Source organism: Paenibacillus sp. AR247 (assembly GCF_002968895.1).
Taxonomy (GTDB): domain Bacteria; phylum Bacillota; class Bacilli; order Paenibacillales; family Paenibacillaceae; genus Paenibacillus_AQ; species Paenibacillus_AQ favisporus.
The window spans coordinates 111,525-118,638 of record NZ_PCZT01000015.1 but is presented as its reverse complement, the minus strand read 5'-3'; the positions used below and the strand labels follow the sequence as shown (position 1 = coordinate 118,638).

Sequence of the window (7,114 nt, the reverse complement as noted above, 5' to 3'; positions counted from 1 at the left end):
AGAACCAGACGCTGAACGAGGTGACCATCCGCGTTCTGCAGGGCCTGGAGCCGGTTTTGAAAGAGGCCAAGCCTGATATCGTTCTGGTGCACGGAGACACGCTGACGACCTTCCTGGCCAGCTATGCGGCCTTCCTGCAAAAGATCCAGGTAGGACATGTAGAAGCGGGCCTGAGAACGTGGAACAAGCTCTCCCCTTATCCGGAGGAGATGAACCGCCAGTTGACCGGCGTGCTTGCCGATCTTCATTTTGCCCCGACCGACTGGTCTGCAGGCAACCTGAAGAAGGAGAACAAGAACGAGTCCCACATTTACGTGACTGGCAATACCGTTACCGACGTATTCCAGTACACCGTCAAGACGGATTATCACCATCCGGTGCTCGACTGGGCGCAGGGCAAACGGCTGATCCTGATGACGGCGCACCGGCGCGAATCGCAGGGCGAGCCTCATCTGAACATCTTCCGTGCCGTGAAGCGGATCGCTGACGAATTCGACGATATCGCCATCGTGTATCCGGTCCATCCAAGCCCGGCGGTCAAAGAACCAGCGCATCAAATTTTGGGCAATCATCCAAGAATTAAGCTGATTGAACCGCTGGATGTTGTAGACTTGCACAATTTTTATCCGCATACGCATCTGATCTTGACGGATTCCGGCGGTCTTCAGGAAGAAGCTCCATCCTTCGGTGTGCCGGTGCTGGTGCTCCGTGACACGACCGAGCGTCCGGAAGGGATCGAGGCGGGAACGCTCGAGCTGGTGGGAACGGATGAGGAACAAGTGTACGGACGGACGAAGCATTTGCTGACCGATCAGGAGGCCTATAATGCGATGAGCGGCGCCGCGAATCCTTACGGAGATGGCAAGGCATCCCAGCGGATTGTCGACGCGATTTTGCATCATTTTGGCATCAAAAATGAACGTCCGGAACAATTTCACAGAATGTTCACAAAGGAAAGTTAAGCCATATTCTGAGGGCAAAGAGTACAGCATACAGTTAAACTGTACGGTTGACACGGATTTGCGGGCTTTTTGCAGTGATTTTAGTCACAATTCCAGCCAGTTTCGACACGGATTTGTTCAATTGACAAACTCTCGGGTCATTCAGTAAAATGAACTGGGATTAGAGGGTGGACAGAGATGAATCAACCTGATAAGCCGCAAAAATCCAATAAAAATGCTGCAAGCCCTCTGAAGTATGCGGGCCTTGTAAGCGCCATCGGAATCGATCTGGCCGCGTGTACTTTAGGGGGCTTTTATCTCGGCTCCTGGCTGGACAAGATTTGGGGAGGACCCGGACTCTGGATCGCATTCGGAGTTTTGCTGGGTCTGGCGATTGGCGGCGTAAGCGTTTTTATGATCACCAAGGCAGTCATGGGGGAAAGTGATGAGTGAACTATGGAAATACCGCAGGGTATTGACTAGAGCGACACTTTATTTCCTGGCTCTTTGCTTCTTGGGTGCTGCTGTCTTCCCGCAATACCGGAGTATAGCGCTGGGTATGGTGCTTGGCTCCAGTGTCAGCCTTGCCAATAGCTTTTATTTGGGCTATAAAGTGCAAAAAGTGTTGGATTCAGTCGAAGGCGGGGGCGGCAAGAGAGTAAATATGGGTTTTCTGACCCGTGCAGCCCTCAGTGTGCTGGCCGTCGTTGTGGCCTATCAAAGGCCGGAGACGTTTAACCTGTATGCCGTAGCGGCAACACTGGTATTGGCACAGTTTCTTCTCTTATTCATAGGGATTCGATTGTCTCGTAAACAGGAGTAGACCTTCAACTGAGAAAGGGGTGAGAAAAACATGCATACATCACCGATTATTGAATTGGGCGGCATAAAATTCGACCTTTCCACAATCCTGATGCTCATCGTAACCTCCGTAATCGTGTTTGTGATCGCGAAGCTGGCAACCCGTAAATTGTCAGTCAAAACCCGGGGAAATTGCAGAATTTCATGGAATGGACGGTAGAATTCGTCCAGAACCTGATTTCCAGCACGATGGATTGGAAGAAGGGGAAGCACTTTCTGTCCCTTGGATTGACGTTTATTATGTTTATCTTCGTCGGTAACCTATTGGGTCTTCCTTTTGGTATCGTTACAGGAGTCCACGATCCGGAACATGCTCATATCTTTGGTAAGGAACTCGTTTCTGTCACACAGGAATTTACAAAGCATCCGGATGTTGAAGAAGTCGAGGTGGCCTGGTGGAAATCCCCGACAGCTGATGCTTCGGTTACCATGGGGCTCGCGTTTATCGTATTCTTCCTTTCGCACTTCCTGGGAATGACCAGAAATACAAAGAGTTATTTCAAGCACTATTTCCAACCTTACTGGTTCTTCTTCCCGATCAACGTTATCGAGCAGTTTGCGAAGCTGCTGACGCAGGGCATGCGTCTATTCGGTAACATTTTCGCGGGTGAAGTGCTGATCTCGGTTCTGTTGAAACTGACCGCACTCGGCGTAGGCGGATACATCGCTTCCGCGCTCGGTCTCATCGTTTGGCAGGGCTTCAGTATTTTCGTCGGCGCCATCCAGGCTTTCGTCTTTACGATCCTGACGATGGTTTACATCTCACAAATGATAGAAAGTCACGACGAACACGAACATTAGCTTCAAAGTTAAGCTTGGAGTTTTCTTTCTTCACTCTTAACTAAACATAAATAATAATAAAATACACATCTCTAAGGAGGATTTTACAAATGGGAGTTTGGGCATTTCTTGCAGCTGCGATTGCAGTAGGTTTGGGCGCACTTGGCGCAGGTATTGGTAACGGTCTGATCGTAAGTAAAACGGTTGAAGGTATCGCTCGTCAGCCAGAAGCGAAATCCACGCTTCAAACGACAATGTTTATCGGTGTAGGTCTGGTCGAAGCCCTTCCAATCATCGGTGTCGTACTCGCGTTCTTGTTCTACGCAGGAGCTTAATTTAAGCAGTAAGGTTTGGCGGGGAAGGCCACGGCCATCCGCGCCTTCTTTTTAGCCGTCAGATAAGGAAGGTTCTTGGATCCTTCCTTATCTGATTGTCTGATGAACAAGACTGAACGTGCACCGGAAAGGAGTGACTAGATTGACTATTATCCCTTCGTCTTTCATTGTGGCATTGATTGCGTTTGTGATTCTGTATTGGCTTCTGAGCAAATACGCTTTCGGTCCGTTGTTCTCCATCATGGAGAAGCGCCGCGAGCTTGTGACGAGTCAAATGAACGAAGCGGCACAAACCCGTGAACAAGCCATTGCTTACGTAGAAGAGCAGAAAAAAGCTCTGGAAAATGCGCGCAAAGAGGCTTACGACATTATCGAGCAATCCAGACAAACGAGCAGCAAGCAGGCTGACCAAATTATGGAACAAGCCAAGGTGGAAGCTTCTCGTATTAAAGAGGACGCTGTCCGCGATATCGCAAGCGAAAAGAACAAGGCGGTTCAGGAGCTGCGCAGCGAGCTGGGCGCCGTATCCGTGAAGATCGCATCCAAGCTGCTTGAGAAGGAAGTCAGCAGCGACAAGGCTCAGGAAGAGCTCGTGGACCAGTACCTTAAAGAGGTAGGGGGCAGACCATGAGCCGGGAGACAATAGCAGCCAAGCGTTATGCGAAGGCGCTGTTTGAAGTGGCTGCGCAGCAGCAGAAAACGCTGGAAGTGGAGCAGGAGCTCAAGGCCGTCGTTGGGGCCATTACCCAGGATGACGAGATCCGCCGTTTTATCTCCACGCCCAACATTGCCGTATCGGTGAAACTGGATGTGCTGAAGAAGGCCCTTCAAGACAAAGTATCCCAGCCGGTCATGAACACCGTTGATATGCTGATCGAGCGGGGCAGAGCGGATCTGTTCGCCGACCTGCTGGACAGCTACGTCCGGATCGAAGGCGAAAGCCTTGGACTCGCGGACGCCACGGTGTACTCCACCTATCCGCTGAGCGACCAGGAAATCGAAACGGTTGCCGCGGAGTTTGGAGCATTGGCTAAGAAGAAAATTCGCGTAACCAACGTGATTGATAAAAATCTGCTCGGCGGTGTAAAAGTCGTCATCGGCGATATGCTGTACGACGGCAGTTTGGCAGGGAAGCTGGAACGGCTTGAAAAGTCTTTTAACAGACTAGCACAGTAGATAGGGGTGAAGACACTTGAGTATCAGACCTGAAGAAATCAGTACGCTGATTAAAAGTCAAATTGAACAATATAAATCTGACATCGAAGTGGCCGAAGTCGGCACCGTTATTCAAGTAAGTGACGGTATCGCCCGTATTCACGGGATCGACAATGTTATGGCCGGTGAGCTCGTCGAGTTCGCCAACGGTGTTGTAGGCCTTGCGCTGAACTTGGAAGAAAGCAACGTAGGTGTCGTTATCCTCGGACCTTACACGGAAATCAAAGAAGGCGACCAAGTGAAACGTACCGGACGCATCATGCAGGTTCCTGTTGGGGAAGCTCTGCTCGGACGCGTTGTCAACCCGCTTGGTCAGCCAGTGGACGGCAAAGGACCGATCGAAGCTTCCGCTTATCGTCCGGTTGAGAGCAGTGCACCAGGCGTTATCGACCGTAAATCGGTTCATGAGCCAATGCAAACCGGTATCAAAGCGATTGACGCTCTCGTGCCAATCGGCCGCGGACAGCGCGAGCTGATCATCGGTGACCGTCAAACGGGTAAAACCCAAATCGCGATCGATACGATCATTAACCAAAAAGGCAATGGCGTGAAATGTATCTATGTCGCCATCGGCCAAAAGCAATCGACGGTTGCGCACGTCGTGGAAAACCTTCGCCGTCACGGCGCTCTGGACTACACGATCGTCGTTACCGCATCGGCTTCCGAGCCTTCTCCGCTCTTGTACATCGCTCCTTATGCGGGCTGTGCAATGGGTGAGTACTTCATGTACAAAGGCGAGCATGCCTTGATCATCTATGATGACTTGACGAAGCAGGCAGCGGCATACCGCGAATTGTCCCTGCTCCTCAGACGTCCTCCAGGCCGCGAAGCTTATCCTGGTGACGTATTCTATCTGCATTCCCGTTTGCTGGAACGCGCGGCGAAGCTGTCCGATGAACTCGGCGGTGGTTCATTAACCGCTCTGCCTTTCATTGAAACACAGGCGTCCGACGTATCCGCCTATATCCCAACCAACGTTATTTCGATCACGGACGGACAGATCTTCCTTGAGTCCGAACTGTTCTATGCTGGACAGCGTCCGGCGATCAACGTAGGTATTTCCGTATCCCGGGTAGGTAGCTCCGCGCAGCTCAAGGCGATGAAGAAAGTCGCCGGCGGTTTGAAGCTGGATCTGGCCCAATACCGCGAGCTTCAAGCGTTCTCCCAATTCGGTTCCGACCTTGACAAATCCACGCTGGCCCGTTTGAACCGTGGTGCGAGACTGATGGAAATCCTCAAGCAGGGGGTTAACCAGCCGCTCAGCGTTGAGCAGCAGGTAGCCAGCTTGTACACGGCAGTCAGAGGACACCTGGACGACATTCCTGTCGGCGACATCCGTCGTTTCGAGAGCGAATTCCTGGCGTTCCTTGAAAGCAACCATCCTGAGATCATGGCGTCCATCCGCGATACCAAAGATCTGGTTGCCGACAACGAAACGGCTCTGAAAGCGGCTATTGATAAATTTAAAGAGGCTTTGCTGTGATGGCGTAAGCCTGGACGTGAACCGGGCCGCAAGGCTCGGGTTCATCTTTTTAGATATGCGCATCGAAGTCTGCTTTGACGATGTCAAAGCTCAGTAAATGCTTTCGAAGTAACTTTAGCTCTGCTAAAGTTCAGTTTCGCTTACGAAGTTAGCTTTGACTTTGTCAAAGCTTGAAGGTGGTGAAAACATGGCAAGAGGATTACGCGAAATTAAACGTCAGATCAAAAGTATTCAAGGCACGAAGCAGATCACGAAGGCGATGGAAATGGTCGCTGCCTCCAAGCTGAGAAGAGCCCAGGAGATGGCGCAGCATTCCCGTCCTTACTCCGAGAAGCTGAAGGAAGTGGTCTCCAGCATCGCGTCCGGTACCAAAGGCATCAAGCATCCGATGTTTGAGAAACGTCCCGTGAAGAAAACCGGATACCTGGTCATCACCTCCGACCGCGGTCTTGCGGGCGGTTCGAACGCCAACGTGCTGAAGCTTGTCTCGACGATGATTAAGGAACGCCATAAGTCCAACGACGAATACGAATTGTTCGTGATTGGACGGAAAGGCCGCGACTACATGCGCCGCAGAGAGCTTCCGATTGTGAAAGAGGTTACGGACTTGTCCGACACGCCATCGTTTGCCGACATCAAGTCGATCGCTTCCGCAGCGGTCCGCGAGTTTGAGGAAGGCAAAATCGATGAGCTGTACGTCATCTACAACCGCTTTGTGAACGCGTTGACGCAAATTCCGGAAGCCAATCTGCTTCTGCCGATGGACAGCATGGAATCCGCAGCTTCTCCGGTGGCCAGTTACGAATACGAGCCGTCTCCGGAAGCCGTTCTGGAAGCTCTGCTTCCTAAATATGCCGAAACCTTGATCTTCAGCGCACTGCTGGACGCCAAAGCCAGTGAACTGGGTGCCAAGATGACGGCGATGGGCGCGGCGACGAAGAATGCGACCAAGCTGATCAACGAATTGACGCTGTCTTACAACCGTGCGCGTCAGGCGGCGATCACGCAGGAAATTACGGAAATCGTATCTGGTGCGAACGCTCAGGTATAAGATTTTTAGACGGTGTCTTATTTTCGAATAACAGTTTTCATAACCCGGGGGGTGCTTGTCCGCGTATGGAGAAGCCCCGCCTGGTTTTCAGCAGCAAACTCATCCTTAATCGGTCTGTCGGCTTCGGTTACCTGCGATAGACATGATCTATATTTCATGATAGAACCTTGCACGGAGCATACCGTTAAGCCGCATGGCTTACGATTAGGTTTGCGAATACAGCAGACTTGTAGGAGGGACAAAAAAGATGAACAAAGGACGCGTTGTCAGCATTATGGGGTGCGGTTGTCGACATCGAATTCGAAAGAGGTCAACTACCGGAAATCTACAATGCAATTAAAGTTGAGGGCACAGTCGCTGGCGGACGCCAGATTGACTTGACTCTGGAAGCTTCAAACCATCTGGGCGATAACATGGTGCGCTGTATTGCCATGTCCTCTACCGATGG

8 protein-coding genes and 2 pseudogenes are annotated in these 7,114 nt (G+C 51.3%); all 10 read left to right on the top strand.

The window, feature by feature from the left end; genetic code table 11:
* The coding region (gene wecB, locus CPT76_RS25190; protein ID WP_105444862.1) for a non-hydrolyzing UDP-N-acetylglucosamine 2-epimerase at positions 1-962 on the top strand (962 nt) is incomplete at its 5' end.
* A 177-nt stretch (positions 963-1,139) separates the two neighbouring features.
* Positions 1,140-1,394, top strand: coding sequence for an AtpZ/AtpI family protein (locus CPT76_RS25185; RefSeq protein WP_076174685.1), 255 nt, complete (start codon positions 1,140-1,142; stop codon positions 1,392-1,394).
* The gene (locus tag CPT76_RS25180; protein ID WP_076174683.1) at positions 1,387-1,764 is read left to right on the top strand and encodes an ATP synthase subunit I; all 378 of its coding nucleotides are present in this window, start codon (positions 1,387-1,389) and stop codon (positions 1,762-1,764) included. Before CPT76_RS25185 ends, CPT76_RS25180 begins: the two co-directional genes overlap by 8 nt.
* A 30-nt stretch (positions 1,765-1,794) precedes the next feature.
* A pseudogene (gene atpB / locus CPT76_RS25175) lies at positions 1,795-2,603 on the top strand (F0F1 ATP synthase subunit A).
* Between the two features lie 89 nt (positions 2,604-2,692).
* A complete protein-coding gene (atpE, locus tag CPT76_RS25170; protein WP_036706394.1) occupies positions 2,693-2,917 on the top strand; it encodes a F0F1 ATP synthase subunit C in 225 nt (74 codons plus the stop codon).
* Between the two features lie 142 nt (positions 2,918-3,059).
* The gene (atpF, locus tag CPT76_RS25165; RefSeq protein ID WP_105444861.1) at positions 3,060-3,548 is read left to right on the top strand and encodes a F0F1 ATP synthase subunit B; all 489 of its coding nucleotides are present in this window, start codon (positions 3,060-3,062) and stop codon (positions 3,546-3,548) included.
* The gene (locus tag CPT76_RS25160; RefSeq protein ID WP_089549717.1) at positions 3,545-4,093 is read left to right on the top strand and encodes a F0F1 ATP synthase subunit delta; all 549 of its coding nucleotides are present in this window, start codon (positions 3,545-3,547) and stop codon (positions 4,091-4,093) included. Before atpF ends, CPT76_RS25160 begins: the two co-directional genes overlap by 4 nt.
* Positions 4,094-4,109: 16 nt before the next feature.
* On the top strand, positions 4,110-5,615 hold the full coding sequence (atpA, locus tag CPT76_RS25155; protein WP_105444860.1) for a F0F1 ATP synthase subunit alpha: 1,506 nt from the start codon (positions 4,110-4,112) through the stop codon (positions 5,613-5,615).
* 187 nt (positions 5,616-5,802) lie between these two features.
* Complete coding sequence (gene atpG, locus CPT76_RS25150) at positions 5,803-6,666, top strand: ATP synthase F1 subunit gamma (RefSeq protein ID WP_076174672.1); 864 nt, start codon at positions 5,803-5,805, stop codon at positions 6,664-6,666.
* Between the two features lie 247 nt (positions 6,667-6,913).
* A pseudogene (locus CPT76_RS25145) lies at positions 6,914-7,114 on the top strand (F0F1 ATP synthase subunit beta); the annotation flags it as partial.